Here is a 13,430-nt window from a genome sequence, read left to right as displayed (position 1 = left end):
CGATATCAATTCGGCGAGCCGCTATTGGTCCTCAGCTCGGCGCAGGATCCGCAGCGCGCCCGGAACCGCGCTGATCTCGGCGGGCAGCGGGCAGGCGAAGTCGCCGTCGGCGTAGACGTTGATGCCCGGGCACTCGACGTGAACGGACTTGGCCCGCGTGGTGCTCACCTCGTCGAGGTCGACGTGGGTGCCTTTCATCACGGTGGGGAAGAGGCGGACCAGCTTCGTCCGGGACGCCGAGTGCACCATGGTGATATCGAGCAGACCGTCGGTGTGATCGGCGTGGGGGCAGATCAGCATGCCGCCGCCATAGCTGCGGGTATTGCCGAAGGCCGCCAGCGTGATGTCGGCATCGATCTCTCGCGTCCCGTCGAGGACCATGCGAAAGGGCAACAGCCGCAACTGCGATAGCTCGGCGAGCATGGCGAGGTAGTACCGCAACCGCCCGTCCGGCCAGGTCATCCGGTTGGCCCGGTCGGTCACCAGGGAGTCGAATCCGGTGGCCGCCACCGTGCCGAACCACTTGTCGGCCCCGTTCTCGGCGCGGATCCGGCCCAGGTCGATGGTTTCCGTGCAGCCGTCGACGATGATGTCCGCGGCGGCTTCCGGATCCTTTGTGGGCAGACCGAATTCGCGGGCGTGGTCGTTACCCGTCCCCGCCGCCACGATGCCGATTGGAACGTCGGTGCCCGCGAGCACTTGCAGCGCGTTGGAGACGACGCCGTCACCGCCGGTCACCATCACCGCGTCGACGCCCTTATCCAGTGCGGCGCTCACCAGGTAGCGCGCGTCCTGCGCGTCGTCGCCGATGATCTCGACCACCTCGACACCGTGGTGGTGCAGCCGCGCGATCGCGCGCTCCGCCGCCCGGATCGCGGCGCCGTGCCCGGAGACGGGATTGGTCAGCGCGATCACTTTCGCGATCTCGCGCCGATTCATGGAATCAGCTTGCCGGGGTTGAGGATTCCAGCGGGGTCCAGGGTCGCCTTGACCGCGCGTAAGACCTGCACCCCCAGCTCGCCCACCTCGTCGGCCATCCAGGGGCGGTGGTCGGCGCCGACCGCGTGGTGGTGGGTGATCGTGCCGCCGGTGGCCATGATCGCGTCGCACGCGGCCCTTTTCGCGGCCTTCCATTGTTCGATCGGATTGCCGCGCTGGCCGGCGACGACGGTGAAGTACAACGACGCTCCGGTGGGGTACACGTGCGAAATGTGGCACATCACCAGCGCCGGTGTGCCGGTCTCGGCCAGCGCGTCGGTAAGCGCTTGCGTCACAGCGGCTTTGAGCGCGGGGATGTTGGACCAGTCGGTGGCGGTCTCGAGCGTCTCGCAGAGTGCGCCGGCCGACAGCAGCGAGTCGCGCAGATACGGTGCGCCGAACCGCCCGTGCTCCCAGGCCCGCGCGGGCGCTTCGCCCAGCGACGTTCCGCCTTGCGCCGCCAGCAGGGCGCTGGTTTCGGCGTGCCGACTCTCGACGTGTTCCTTGCTGCCCTCGAACACCGTGATCGCCAGACAGCCGCCGGTGATCTGGCTTTCGCCGATCGACTCGGTGGTGGCCAGATTGACTCCCGTCTCGGCCTCGTCGGAAAGCCGGATGACGGTTGAGCCGGTGGCCGTTTGCGTGACGGCGCGCAGGGCCGCGGCCCCGGTCTCGAAGTCCGGGAAGGACCACGCCTCGTAGCGGACGGCTTCCGGGAGGCGGTGCACCCGCAGCCGCACCCGGGTGATGATGCCGAAGGCGCCCTCCGAGCCGATCATCAGCTGACGCAGGTCGGGGCCGGCGGCGGACTCGGGCGCGTGGCCCAGGTCCAGGGTGCCCACCGGGGTGACCACGCGCAGGCCGCGCACCATGTCGTTGAACCGGCCGTAGCCCGCCGAGTCCTGCCCGGACGAGCGCGTCGCGGCGAAGCCGCCGATCGTCGCGTATTCGAAGCTCTGCGGGAAATGCCCGAGTGAAAAGCCTTGAGCGCCAAGCAAGCGTTCCGCATCCGGTCCGGTGACGCCGGCCCCGAACACGGCCTGACCCGAGACGTCGTCGAGCGAGATCAGTTGGTCGAGGCGGCGCAGGTCGAGGGACACGACGGCTTGGAACTCGCCGCGTACGGGATCCAAACCGCCGACCACGCTGGTGCCGCCGCCGAACGGGACGACGGCGATGCGGTGGTGGGAGCAGTAGCGCAGGACCGTGGCGACGGCGTCCTCGTCGCCGGGCAGCAGGATGGCGTCGGGCACGTCCTGCACGCCCGCGTCCTTGCGGCGCAGCAGGTCGATCGTGGACTTGCCGCCGGCGTGCAGCAGCCGATCCCGGTCGTCGGTGCGGCAGTAGGCGGCGCCGACGAGCTCGGCCAGTGCGTCGCGATGCGCCTGCGACAACGCCGACGGGCGCACGCGCACCTGATCGGGTTCGAGCTCGGCGACGCCGGAATCCTGCACGCCCACAGCCTGTTTCAACAGCGCCCGGATCCCCTCGGAGAGCGGCTTGGCCGCGGCGGGGTCACCCCAGGCGTTCCACTTCATCGGGGGGAGGAGGCCCTCGGGTTGCGTCATGCGTTACAGTATTACACATGCTGTCAATCAGTAACGCTCGCATGCCGGTGGACACCGGAGAGCGCATCCTCGCGGCGGCAGCCAGCTGCGTGGTCGATTTCGGGGTGGACCGGGTGACCCTGGCCGAGATCGCTCGACGCGCGGGCGTCAGCAGGCCCACGGTCTACCGCCGCTGGCCGGACACTCAGTCGATCGTGGCCGCGCTGTTGACCCGGCACGTCACCGAGGTGATGCGGGACGCGCCGCTGCTCGGTGACGACCGGGAATCGCTTGTCCGACAGATCGTCACGGTGGCCGACCTGCTGCGCCGCGACCGCCTCGTGATGTCCGTCTTGCACTCCGAGCTCGCGCCGATCTACATCACCGAGCGCCTCGGGACCAGCCAGCACATGCTGATCGACGCCCTCGCCGCCCGGCTGCGAGTCGCCCAGCGCAATGGCAGCGTGCGCGCCGGCGACCCGGTCCAGATGGCGACCATGGTGCTGCTGATCGCCCAGTCGACCATTCAGTCCGCGCAGATCGTCGAACCGCTCCTGGACGCCGAAACGCTGGCCGGCGAACTCGCCTACTCGCTGAACGGATACCTGTCGTGATCCCCGACCCCACCGCGCTCAACGCCGCCCGCCGCGCGGCCGACCTGAGCGCGCTGGCCGACGGCGAACCGCTGGACGTCGTCGTGATCGGCGGCGGCATCACCGGTGCCGGCATCGCCTTGGACGCCGCGTCGCGCGGGTTGCGGGTGGCGCTGGTGGAAAAGCATGATCTGGCCTTCGGCACCAGCCGCTGGAGTTCCAAGTTGGTGCACGGCGGCCTGCGCTACCTGGCGACCGGCAACGTGGGGATCGCCCGGCGCAGCGCCATCGAACGCGGAATCCTGATGAGCCGCAACGCCCCTCATCTCGTTCATGCGATGCCGCAACTGGTTCCGCTGCTGCCGTCCATGGGCCGGGGCAAACGCGCGGTGGTGCGCGCCGGATTCCTGGCGGGGGACGCGCTGCGGATGCTTGCGGGCACGTCGTCGTCGACGCTGCCGCGGTCGCGCCGAGTCGGGCCCGAGCGCGTCGTGCAGATGGCGCCCACCGTCCGGCGTGACGGCCTGGACGGGGGCCTGCTGGCCTACGACGGGCAGCTGATCGACGACGCCCGGCTGGTCACCGCGGTCGCGCGCACCGCGGCGCAGCACGGCGCGCGGATCCTGACCTACGTGGCGGCGTCGAAGGCCACCGGCACTTCGGTGCGGCTGACCGACCAGCGCACTGGGCAGTCGTTCGATGTCTCGGCCGGGGCGGTCATCAACGCGGCCGGGGTGTGGGCGGCCGAGATCGACGGCGTGTTGCGGCTGCGACCCAGCCGTGGCACGCATCTGGTGTTCGACGCCGAAGCCTTCGGCAATCCCACTGCGGCGCTGACGATTCCGATACCCGGTGAGCTCAACCGGTTCGTGTTCGCCATGCCCGAGCAGCTCGGCCGGGTCTACCTGGGGCTGACCGACGAAGCCGCGCCCGGGCCGATTCCGGACGTGCCGACGCCGTCGGCCGACGAGGTCGCGTTCCTATTGGAGACGGTCAACACCGCGTTGGGGGTTGGGCTCGGCCCCGCCGACGTCACCGGTGCGTACGCGGGCCTGCGGCCGTTGATCGACACCGGGGAGGGCCGCACCGCCGACGTCTCGCGCGAGCACGCCGTCGTGGAGTCGGGATCCGGGATCATCAGCGTGATCGGCGGCAAGCTGACCGAATACCGTTACATGGCACAGGATGTGCTGGATCGGGCGATCAGCCTGCGGCACCTGCGCGCCACGAAGTGCCGTACCCACAACCTCCCGCTGATCGGCGCGCCCGCGAACCCGGGGTCGGCCGGCTCGAGCCCCGTTGCCGGATTGCCGGCGTCGCTGCTGCAGCGATACGGCGCCGAGGCGGCCAAGGTCGTCGCCGCCGCCGGCTGCAAACGCCCGACTGAGCCGGTGGCCGAGGGCATCGACGTCACCCGGGCGGAATTCGAGTACGCGATCACCCATGAGGGCGCGCTGGATGTCTCGGACATCGTGGATCGGCGGACGCGCATCGGATTGGTCGAGTCCGATCGCGAGCGCGTGGTGGCGGTGGCGGAGGAGTTCGTGGCGCGGTTCGGCTAGGGCGCCGCGTCGGGATTCATATTATGACTGTAAATCCCGAATGACAGCGACTATCATTTCTCTGATGACGACCATTCGCGTTCCCGTGCTCATCGTCGGTGCCGGCGCCGCCGGCTTGGCCACCTCCGCGTTGCTGGCCAAACACGGGGCCCATTCGCTGCTGGTGGAGAAGCGGCGCGAGACTTTCATCTATCCCAAGGCCCGCAACCTGAGCTTCCGGAGCCTGGAAATCCTGCGCGGCCTCGGGCTCGGCGACGAGGTACATGCGGTCGCCGACCATGTTTCGACCCTGATGGTCAGGCCCACGCTCAACAGCGCCGAGGAACGCGTGGCCATCGACATCAACGCGATCTTCGCGGGACTCGACGCGCTCAGCCCGGAGCCCGCCGCGCAGTATTGCCCGCAGAGCAGGCTGGAGCCGATTCTGCTCGGCGAGACGCGCCGGCGGGGAAGCGAGGTGCGGTACGGGACGGAAGTGGTGTCGTTCGAGCAGGACGGGGCCGGCGTCACCGCGGTGGTCCGCGACCGGGATACCGGGAAGTCCGAGACTGTCCGCGCCGACTACCTCGTCGGCGCCGATGGTGTGCACAGCCCGGTCCGAAACTGGTTGGGCATCAGCACGTCCGGTTATGGCGCGTTACCGATCTTCGTCGTGTTCATCTACTTCCGGGCGCCCTGGAAGAAGTTCGTCTCGCAGTTGGCCGACGGGGATGCCGTGCAAGTCAAGAACGCTGACGTGGACGGCATCTTTCTGCTGGTCGACGGCGACTTGGGGATGTTCATCACCACGTACTTCCCGGGCAAAGGTGAGTCGGCGGAGCAGTTCACGCCGCAACGCTGCCGGGATGTGCTCATCAAGGCGATCGGCGAGCCGATAGACATCGACGTCATCGAGGTCGCGGCCTGGCAACCCTACGAGCAGGTGGCCGACCAATTTCGTTGTGGCCGAGCCTTTCTCGTCGGCGATTCGGCGCACACCATGCCGCCGTTCAAGGCCGGGGGAGCCAACACCGCGATCCAGAGTGCGCACAACCTGGCCTGGAAGCTGGCCGCCGTTTTAGACGGGACCGCCGAGCCGGCACTGCTGGATACCTACCAGGCCGAGCGTCACCCGGTGGGGCAGTTCGCCGCCCGGCAGTCGCTGACCGGCCCGACGCTCGCCGTGCTGCCCATGAGCGAGGACGGTCCACAATTGCCGGCCGACGAGGAGTGCTCGATGTTCGAACTGCTCATCGGTTATCAATACCGCTCGGCGGCGGTGGTGAACGTCGACGGGCCTGCGACGGTTTCGGGCGGTGTGCAGCTCGTGGGGGAGTTGCACGCTCAGCCCGGCACCCGGGTTCCCCACGTGTGGGTGCGCGACGGCGTGTCGACGCTCGACCTGCTTGGGCCCGGGTTCACCGTGCTGACCGGCGACGAACGCTGGTGTGCCGCTGCGGCTTCGGTACCGGTGGCCGCGCACCGCCTCCATAGCGACGAGTGGTCGGCAGTCACCGGACTCATTCCCGAAGGCGCGCTGTTGATCCGTCCGGACGATTTCGTCGGCTGGCGTGCCGATGCGCTGCCTGACAACCCCGAAGAGGAACTGCGCCGGGCGCTTACCACGATCCTGGGCCGCAGAGGGGCATAACCACCTTGCCGAATTTGATAGCACAGGTGATATCAAATTCGTGGCCCACCCAATGGTCGGAGAGCGGTGCTGAAGGGGCCGATGCGGCCGCTCTCGACCTACAGCGGGATGTTCTTGTGCCGACCGCGGCGCGCCGGCGCCTGGGCCAGCGCCTCGGTGAGCTTGCTGCGGGTGTGCGACGGGTCGATCTTCTCGTCGACCACACCGATCTCGATGGCGCTGTCCACACCGCCGGCGATCTTCTCGTGCTCGGCGGCCAACTGGTCGTGCAGCGCTTCGCGCTCGTCATCGGCCGCGGCGGCCAGCTTCTTCTTGTGCAGGATGCCGACGGCGGCCTTGGCACCCATCACGGCCACCTCGGCGTCCGGCCAGGCGTACACCTTCGTCGCGTTGAGCGATCGGGAGTTCATCGCAATGTAGGCCCCGCCGTAGGTCTTTCGGGTGACCAGCGTGACGCGCGGAACCGTGCACTCGCCGAACGCGTGCAGCAGCTTCGCGCCGCGGCGCACCACGCCGCCCCACTCCTGGTCGACGCCGGGCAGGTAGCCGGGAACGTCGACGACCACGATCAGCGGGATGCCGAACGCGTCGCACAGACGCACGAATCGTGCTGCCTTCTCGGCGCTTTCGGAGTTCAGGCAGCCACCCAGTCGCAACGGGTTGTTCGCCAGGACGCCCACCGTGCGGCCGGACAACCGGCCCAGCCCGATCACCATCGACGGTGCCCAGTTGGCCTGGAACTCGTCGAACGGCGTCTCGTCGTCCAGGATCGCGGTCACGATCGGACGCACGTCGTAGGCCCGCCGGGCCGACTCGGGGAGCAGCGCGTGGATATCGGTGTCACCGGCCTCGGCCCTGCTGCGGTCGAAATGGCCCTGCTGGCAGAACAATCCGACCAGGCGGCGGCCACGCTCGTAGGCGTCGAGCTCGTCGTCGGCGACGATGTGGCACACGCCGGACTTCTTGTGGTGGGTCTCCGGGCCGCCGAGGGACGCCATGTCCACGTCCTCCCCGGTGACGCTCCGCACCACGTCGGGCCCGGTGACGAACACCCGGCTTTCCGGCGCCATCACGATGACGTCGGTCAGCGCGGGACCGTAGGCCGCGCCGCCGGCGGCGAAACCGACGACCACCGAGATCTGCGGGACATATCCGGACGCGCGAATCATCGCCTCGAACACCGTCCCGACCGCGTGCAACGCCTTGACGCCCTCGGCCAGGCGCGCCCCGCCGGAGTGCCAGATGCCCACGATCGGGCTCTGCTCCTCGATGGCGGTGTCATAGGCGTTGACGATGTGGGCACAGCCCTCGACGCCCATGGCGCCGCCCATCACGGTCCCGTCGGTGCAGAAGGCGATGGTCCGCACACCGTTCACGGTGCCCGACGCCGAAAGCACACCCGAGCGGTCACGCTCGTGCAGCAGCTCGACGCTGCCCTCGTCGAAGAAGTTGCTCAGACGCAGCAACGGGTCCCTGGGGTCGAGCGACTCGCCGACCGACGCGGGGGCCATGATTGTCATCGCAGTCTCCTGTTTTCCGGGTGTGCTGTCTGGTGACGAAGCGGTGATCAGTACCGCCCGAAGGCGACCGCGACGTTGTGCCCGCCGAATCCGAACGAGTTGTTGATGGCGTACCGGTAGTTGCCCGGACGCGGCTTGCCCGCCACCACGTCCAGATCCACCTCGGGGTCGAGGTTTTCGAGGTTCAGCGTCGGCGGAACGACCTGGTCCCGCAGGGCCATCACCGTCAGGATCGACTCGACCGCACCCACGGCGCCCACCGAGTGGCCGAGCGCGGACTTGGGCGCATACACCGCCGGCTTGTGGCTGCCCAGGGCGTTGTTGATGGCCTTGGCCTCGGCCACGTCGCCGACCTGGGTACCGGTGGCATGGGCGTTGACGTGGTCGATATCGCCCGGAGTGAGCCCCGCGAGCTGGATCGCCCGCGAGATCGCATGGCCGGCGCGTGCCCCATCGGGGTCCGGCGCCACCATGTGAAAGCCGTCCGAGGTGATGCTGGCCCCCATTACCCGGGCCAGGATGTTGGCGCCACGGGCCTTGGCGTGCTCCTCGGTCTCGATCACCATCAGCGCGCCACCCTCACCGAACACGAACCCGTTGCGGTCGCGGTCGAACGGGCGGCAGGCGCCCGCCGGGTCGTCGTTGGTTGTGGACAACACGATGCGCATTGCGGCGAATGCCGCGATGGGCACCGCCTCGATCTTGGTTTCCACACCACCGCAGATCGCGATGTCGGCCTCGCCGAACACGATGTGCCGCCACGCCTGGGCGATACCTTCGGCGCCCGACGCACATGCCGACACCGGGGCGCATACCCCGGCCTTGGCATGCCGCTCCAGCCCAACCGTCGCGGCCGCGCCGTTGGGCATGTATTTCTGCACGCCCAGCGGGTTGAACGCCTTGGTGCCGCGCTCGCGCAGCGAGTCATAACCCCAGATGAGCTCCTCGGTCGAGCCCATCCCGGTGCCGATGCACACCATCAACCGGTTGGTGTCCACCTCTGGTGAACCGGCGTTCTCCCATACCCGCCGGCCCAGCACGGTGGACATCTTTTGCAGATAGGACAGACGACGCAACTCAATGCGCGTCAGGTGGCTGTCGAACTCCTCGACGAGGTGCCCGCCGATACGGACCGGCAGGTCGAACTCTTCGATGAACGGGTCCTCGAGGGTGCGGATTCCACTTTGGCCGTCTAGCAACAACTTCCAGGTGTTCTCCGCATCCGATGCGACTGCGGTCGTCATGGCGATGCCTGTGACGACCACGTTCGGGAGCGCTTTCCCGGTAACCAGCTCTGTCATGAGTCTTGCGATCTTCCTTCTGTGCTCAGTACCGCCCGAAGGCGAGCGCCACATTGTGGCCACCGAACCCGAACGAGTTGTTGATCGCGTAACGGAAATCGCCGTAGCGAGGTTCGCCCGCAACAACATCAAGGTCGATCTCGGGATCTGGGGTTTCGTAATTCAGTGTTGGCGGTATCACGCCGTCCCGAAGGCTCAATACCGTGAGAACAGATTCCAGCGCGCCGACCGCGCCGATAGAGTGGCCCAGCGCCGACTTCGGCGCGTACACCGCTGCTCGCTCGCAGCCGGCGACCCGGATGGCGTTGGCCTCGGCCGTGTCGCCGATCGGCGTCGCCGTCCCGTGAGCGTTGACGTGGTCGATGTCCTTGGGGGACAAGCCCGCCAATTCGAGCGACCGTTGCATTGCCCGTCCGGCGCGCACGCCGTCCGCCGCGGGAGCGACCATGTGGAACGCGTCCGACGTGATGCCGGCACCCATCAACCGGGCCAGCGGCTTGGCACCGCGGGCCTTGGCGTGCTCCTCGGTCTCGATGATCATCATGGCCCCGGCCTCGCCGAAGACGAAGCCGTCGCGGTCCTTGTCGAACGGCCGCGAGGCACGTTCGGGCTCATCGTTGCGGGTGGACATGGCCCGCATCATGGAGAACGCCGCGATGGGCAGCGCCTCGATGGGTCCCTCGACACCGCCGCAGACGGCGAAGTCGGCGTCACCCATGACGATCTGCCGCCAGGCGTGGGCGATCGCCTCCGAGCCCGACGAACAGGCCGACACCGGGGTGATCACTCCGGCGCGGGCACCGAGCTGCAGGCCCACCACCGCCGCGGCGCCGTTGGGCATAATCATCTGAACGGCGAGCGGCGACACCTTGCGGGGACCGCCCTCGTTCATCAGGTCGTAGGTCTCCACGATCCGCTCGGCGCCGCCGAGCCCGGTGCCGACCACCACCGAGAACCGGTCGGGGTCGACCTCCGGGCTGCCGGCGGACTCCCACAGCTGAGTGCCCAGCAACTTGGCCAACCGTTGGACGTAGGACATCCGCCGCAAGTCGAGCCTGCTCATGTGCTCGTCGATGGGCTCCTTGAGGTGACCACCGATCTTGACGGGCAGGTCCCACTTGGTGACGAACTCGTCCTCGAGAACGTGGATGCCGCTTTCGCCGGCTAACAAACCCTTCCACGTGCTCTCGATGTCCGGCGCGATCGATGTCGTCGCCGTGACGGCGGTTACCACAACGTTGGGGTAACCGCCATTGGCAGTGGAAGGCTTGCTCACTTGTCCGCTTCCAGCCTCGCCTTGACGTTGGCAACGGCGTCGGGGTTCTCGGACTCCAGCTTGGCGCGCAGCGCTGCGGCGGCCTCGGGGTCTTCTTCCTCGAGCTTCTGGATGTACGCGACGACGTCACCGACGGTACGCAGACCGGCGAGGTCCTCGTCCGGGATCTTCACGCCGTACTTGTCCTCGGTCTGCACCGCGATCTCGACCATCGACAGCGAGTCGATGTCCAGGTCGTCCACGAACGACTTCTCCGGGGTGACCTCGGACGGCTCGATACCGGTGACCTCTTCGATGATCTCCGCGATACCGGCAATGATTTCTTCTTGAGTGACGGCCACAGCGTCTTCCCTTCGTAATGTGTTGAGTTGATCGAACAGAATGTTCTTTAGAGCGGTATGTGGTTGTACTGGAAGCGGCTTCTAGAGTTCGGCCAGTGCGTCCAGGTCTGCGGGTGCTTTGACGGCGCGGGTCGTAACCCCCCGAAGTTCGCGTTTGGCGATGCCGGTGAGAGTGCCCGCAGGGGGGAACTCCACGGCCGCCGTGATTTCCCGGTCACGCATGGTTGCCGTGCACAGGTCCCAGCGCACCGGCTGGGTGAGTTGAGCGACCAGCGCGTCCATCGCCGCCGCCGCCGAGGCGACGGGCTGCCCGTCGCGGTTGGACAGCAGCGTGGCGGTGGGCTCGGCGGTCGCGACGGCGGCCGCCGCGGCGGCGTAGCGGTCGAGGGCCGGAGCCATGTACTTGGTGTGGAACGCCCCGGCCACCCCGAGGGCGCGGATCCGGGCCTTGGCCGGCGGGTCCTCGGCCAGCTTCTCCAGCGCCGTGAGCGGGCCGGCGGCGACGATCTGGCCGACGGCGTTGCGGTTGGCGGGGAACAGGTCGAGCTGCTCGAGACGGGTCAGCACCTCGGCCTCGTCACCGCCGAGCACCGCGGACATGCCGGTCGGCTCGATGGCGCAGGCCTTGGCCATTTCGGCGCCACGGGTGGCGGCCAGCGCGACGGCGTCATCGGCGGCCATCACACCGGCGATCGCGTAGGCCGCGATCTCGCCGACGGAGTGACCCGCCACGATGAGGTCCGCGTCGGCAAGCAGGCCGCGCTTGGTGAGCTCCTGGTGGGCCAGCAGCGTGGCCGCGACGACCAGGGGCTGAGTGACCGAGGTGTCGGTGATCTCCTCGGTCGACGCGGTGGTACCCAGCCGGACCAGGTCGAGGCCGCTGGCCTTCGACCACAGGTCGAGCTGGTCCGCGGCACCCGGCAGGTCGAGCCACGGCGAGAGCATCCCCTCGGTCTGTGAACCCTGTCCGGGCGCAAGCAATGCAATCACGTGTTTAAGAGAACACTGTGGAAACGGTTTTGGCGGGTGTAACAGATTATGAACCTCGTCTTAGGTTTTTGTGTAGTCCCCACAAAATAGCTCCGTAAGCTACGTGTTCGATATCGTGCCGCGACCTGTGGCCTGGGTCACTACGCCTCGGATTGACTCCCGATAGCCGCCCTGACCGGCAGCGGAACCGGAGGCATCGCGTTGGTGCCAAGGCTAGCGGGAGCTGTGGGGTAGTTGAGCTGGCCGACCGTCGCCGCCACTCGCAGCACATATGCGTCGCGGGGCTGCGTGGGGTCTCGTCCGGTGAAGTCGGTGATCCGCTTGAGCCGGTAGCGGACCGTGTTTGGATGAACGAACAACTTTCTGGCACATGCCTCAATGGCGCCGCCACAATCTAAATAAGCGTCGAGAGTCTCGATGAGCGTGGGGCCCGCCGCGGCCAACGGTCCCATGACGTCGGTGTGCAACGCCACGATCGCCGAGGCGTCCCCCATCAGGGCACGTTCGGGCAGGAGTTCGCGCGCCGGCACGGGCCGCGGCGCCCCCCGCCAGCCACCGACGGCGTTCATCCCGGAGATCGCCTCGCTGGCGCTGTGGTAGGCCGCGGTCAGCATTGGCGCCGTCGGACCGATGACCACCGGGCCGTCGGAGAACGCGTCCAGTAGGTCGCCGAGGAATTTGTCGGTGGGCGACAGTTGGCCCGACACGACGGCGACCAGCCAGGTGCCGTGCACATCGGTGAGGGCGGCGCGGCCGTGCCGGCCGGCGATGTCGCGGACGTGCTGACTGGCCCGCTGGTCGTCGCCCGGTCCGGTCGACCCGCCGGGGCCCGGCGCGGGGACCCCGACCACGACCGTGGCGGGGGCGGTGGTGTCCCAGTTGAGCGCCGCGGCCCGGGACAACAGCTCGGGGCCGGTGTCGCCGCGGACCACCGCGTCGACGACGCTGGCCTCCATCCGGCTGTCCCAGCTGCCGCGCGCCTCGGCCGCGTTCGCGTAGGCCGAGGCGGACGTGAAGGCGAGGTCGCGGCTGTACTTCAGCACGCCCACGGTCAGGGCGGTCAACTGCTCCTCGGAGCGGGCCACCAGCGGCAGCACCTCTTCGAAGAACTCCATGGTGACGCGCACCATGTCCACGCTGTGCCGCAACGCGATCCGGCGGGCGAGGTCCTGGGGCACCAGCTCGAAGGCCTGTGCGGTGTAGCTGACGTTGCTGTGGGGGTCCTGCATCCACTCGACGAAGTTGTTGATGGCCGTCTGCACCACCAGCGCCACGCTGGCCCGCTGGGAGGCTTCCAAGTCGGCGAAGAACGGCAACCGGTCCTGCATCACCGAGACGGCTTCGGTGGCCAGCCGGCCGGAGTGCTGCTTCAACCGGCGCAGGACGGAATCCGGCACGCTGTCGAGCAGTTCGAGCGGCGACCTGGGCTGCTTGGCGAAGGGGCCGGCGAACGGGTTGTCATTCACCCCTAAAACCTACGCCACATTTTGGATATATCTGCCAAGGCGGCGGGGGGTGAACGGCGCTTTTTGGCCCGAGCGTCACGCCAGCGTGGCGTCCGGAGCCGACCGTCACGCTGGCGTGACGCTCGGTGGGGGGCGTGGGCCGCGGTGGCGTGTGGGGCTGGCCGGCCCCCCGCCCCCCCAAGGGGGGGCGGTCTGTTTTAAACATATACCCGCCCACCACCCAAAC

The 13,430-nt window shown here is 68.2% G+C and carries 11 protein-coding genes; 3 read left to right on the top strand and 8 right to left on the bottom strand.

Going from position 1 to position 13,430, the window contains the following annotated elements:
- Positions 1–21 precede the first annotated feature (21 nt).
- Both A5773_RS03615 and A5773_RS03610 read right to left on the bottom strand, forming a co-directional pair.
- On the bottom strand, positions 22–939 hold the full coding sequence (locus A5773_RS03615) for a diacylglycerol kinase (RefSeq protein ID WP_066949691.1): 918 nt from the start codon (positions 937–939) through the stop codon (positions 22–24).
- A complete protein-coding gene (locus A5773_RS03610; protein WP_369817310.1) occupies positions 936–2,516 on the bottom strand; it encodes an FAD-binding oxidoreductase in 1,581 nt (526 codons plus the stop codon). The genes A5773_RS03615 and A5773_RS03610 overlap by 4 nt, the downstream gene beginning before the upstream one ends.
- A gap of 47 nt (positions 2,517–2,563) precedes the next feature.
- Between A5773_RS03610 and A5773_RS03605 the strand changes: the two genes are divergently transcribed.
- The 3 genes from A5773_RS03605 to A5773_RS03595 all read left to right on the top strand — a co-directional run bounded on the left by A5773_RS03605 (position 2,564) and on the right by A5773_RS03595 (position 6,310).
- Entirely contained in the window at positions 2,564–3,139 is a 576-nt protein-coding gene (locus tag A5773_RS03605) for a TetR/AcrR family transcriptional regulator (RefSeq protein WP_066949698.1), read from the top strand.
- Complete coding sequence (locus tag A5773_RS03600; protein ID WP_067265246.1) at positions 3,136–4,680, top strand: glycerol-3-phosphate dehydrogenase/oxidase; 1,545 nt, start codon at positions 3,136–3,138, stop codon at positions 4,678–4,680. The genes A5773_RS03605 and A5773_RS03600 overlap by 4 nt, the downstream gene beginning before the upstream one ends.
- Positions 4,681–4,744: 64 nt before the next feature.
- Positions 4,745–6,310 carry an FAD-dependent monooxygenase gene (locus A5773_RS03595; RefSeq protein WP_067789467.1) on the top strand — a complete coding sequence of 522 codons (1,566 nt, stop codon included), beginning with the start codon at positions 4,745–4,747 and terminating at the stop codon, positions 6,308–6,310.
- A 98-nt stretch (positions 6,311–6,408) separates the two neighbouring features.
- Here A5773_RS03595 and A5773_RS03590 read toward each other — a convergent pair whose 3' ends face one another.
- The 6 genes from A5773_RS03590 to A5773_RS03565 all read right to left on the bottom strand — a co-directional run bounded on the left by A5773_RS03590 (position 6,409) and on the right by A5773_RS03565 (position 13,204).
- Complete coding sequence (locus A5773_RS03590; protein ID WP_066949709.1) at positions 6,409–7,830, bottom strand: acyl-CoA carboxylase subunit beta; 1,422 nt, start codon at positions 7,828–7,830, stop codon at positions 6,409–6,411.
- Positions 7,831–7,877: 47 nt separating this feature from the next.
- Positions 7,878–9,131 (bottom strand): 3-oxoacyl-ACP synthase KasB, encoded by a 1,254-nt coding sequence (gene kasB / locus A5773_RS03585; protein ID WP_066949712.1) that lies wholly within the window; start codon positions 9,129–9,131, stop codon positions 7,878–7,880.
- Positions 9,132–9,156: 25 nt separating this feature from the next.
- Entirely contained in the window at positions 9,157–10,407 is a 1,251-nt protein-coding gene (kasA, locus tag A5773_RS03580; RefSeq protein ID WP_066949715.1) for a 3-oxoacyl-ACP synthase KasA, read from the bottom strand.
- The gene (acpM, locus tag A5773_RS03575) at positions 10,404–10,748 is read right to left on the bottom strand and encodes a meromycolate extension acyl carrier protein AcpM (protein ID WP_066949723.1); all 345 of its coding nucleotides are present in this window, start codon (positions 10,746–10,748) and stop codon (positions 10,404–10,406) included. The genes kasA and acpM overlap by 4 nt, the downstream gene beginning before the upstream one ends.
- A gap of 81 nt (positions 10,749–10,829) precedes the next feature.
- The gene (locus A5773_RS03570) at positions 10,830–11,738 is read right to left on the bottom strand and encodes an ACP S-malonyltransferase (RefSeq protein ID WP_066949727.1); all 909 of its coding nucleotides are present in this window, start codon (positions 11,736–11,738) and stop codon (positions 10,830–10,832) included.
- A gap of 140 nt (positions 11,739–11,878) precedes the next feature.
- On the bottom strand, positions 11,879–13,204 hold the full coding sequence (locus A5773_RS03565; protein ID WP_066949730.1) for a CdaR family transcriptional regulator: 1,326 nt from the start codon (positions 13,202–13,204) through the stop codon (positions 11,879–11,881).
- Positions 13,205–13,430: the final 226 nt, after the last annotated feature.

Origin of the sequence: Mycobacterium sp. 852014-52450_SCH5900713 (assembly GCF_001667075.1) — a bacterium.
In the GTDB taxonomy this organism is placed as follows: Bacteria; Actinomycetota; Actinomycetes; order Mycobacteriales; family Mycobacteriaceae; genus Mycobacterium.
This window is presented reverse-complemented; position numbering and strand designations above follow the sequence as displayed.